Here is a 1,186-nt window from a genome sequence, read left to right as displayed (position 1 = left end):
GTGTCGCCGTTGCCGCCGTTGCCGCCGGCACCGCCATTGGCACCGTTGGTGCCCCGGCCATCGTTGTTCCGGGTGACGCCGGCGCCACCGGCACCGCCATCTCCACCGGCGCCGCCGGCACCGTCTGCGCCGTCCAGGCTGCCGGTACCACCCAGGCCGCCGTCACCACCATGGCCGCCGTCGCCGCCGCGTTCGCCCGAGACGTTCAGTCCACCGCCGTCGGCACCGTCGGCACCGTCGCCGCCGCGGGCACCACTACCTCCGGCACCGCCGACACCGTCCGCACCGTCCTGGCTGCCAACACCACCCAGACCGCCATCACCCCCAGCGCCGCCACTACCGCCCCGCCGACCCGAGTCGCCCGACGAGTCACCATCGGCGCCACGCGCACCGTCACCACCACGGGCACCGTTGCCGCCGACTCCCCCGACACCGTCCTGGCTTCCCGTACCGCCGACACCGCCCGCGCCACCGGCACCACCGGCCTGACCCCACTCACCGGCATCGACCCCGTCAGCACCCCGAGCACCATCACCCCCAGCCCCGCCATTACCCCCGACACCATCAACACCATCCGCGCCGTCCCGGCTACCAGCACCACCAACACCGCCAGCACCACCGACACCCCCGGCACCACCGTCTTGGCCCGACTCACCAGCGTCGACGCCGTCGGCACCCCGGGCGCCCGCACCACCGGCGCCACCATGGCCGCCGGCACCACCGACACCGTCCTGGCTACCGGCACCCCCGGCACCCCCAGCACCCCCGGCACCACCGCCTAGGCCCGACTGCCCGGCATCAACCCCGTCAGCACCCCGAGCACCATCACCCCCAGCCCCGCCATTACCCCCGACACCATCAACACCATCAACGCCGACCTGACTACCGACACCACCCACACCGCCGGCGCCACCAGCACCCCCGGCGCCACCGGCCTGACCCGACTCACCCGGGGACTCACCATCAGCGCCACGCGCACCATCACCACCGGTGCCACCACTGCCGCCGACTCCACCGGCCCCCAGGGGTCCCCCGGCGCCACCACTGCCGCCGATACCACCGGCCCCGCCGTCCAGGGAGACCGCGCTCCCGACGATGCCGTCGCCGCCCCTGCCGCCGGCCCCACCGGAACCGCCGCTTCCGAACAGTCCCCCGTTGCCTCCGTCGCCACCGGCCGCACCCGCTG

Annotated in this window: 1 pseudogene; it reads right to left on the bottom strand. The window is 74.9% G+C overall.

The features are described 5' to 3' along the window. A pseudogene (locus ACXAID_RS28145) lies at positions 1-1,186 on the bottom strand (PE family protein); the annotation flags it as partial.

The sequence above is a fragment of the Mycobacterium sp. ABE4_509 genome, assembly GCF_056160785.1.
This window is presented reverse-complemented; position numbering and strand designations above follow the sequence as displayed.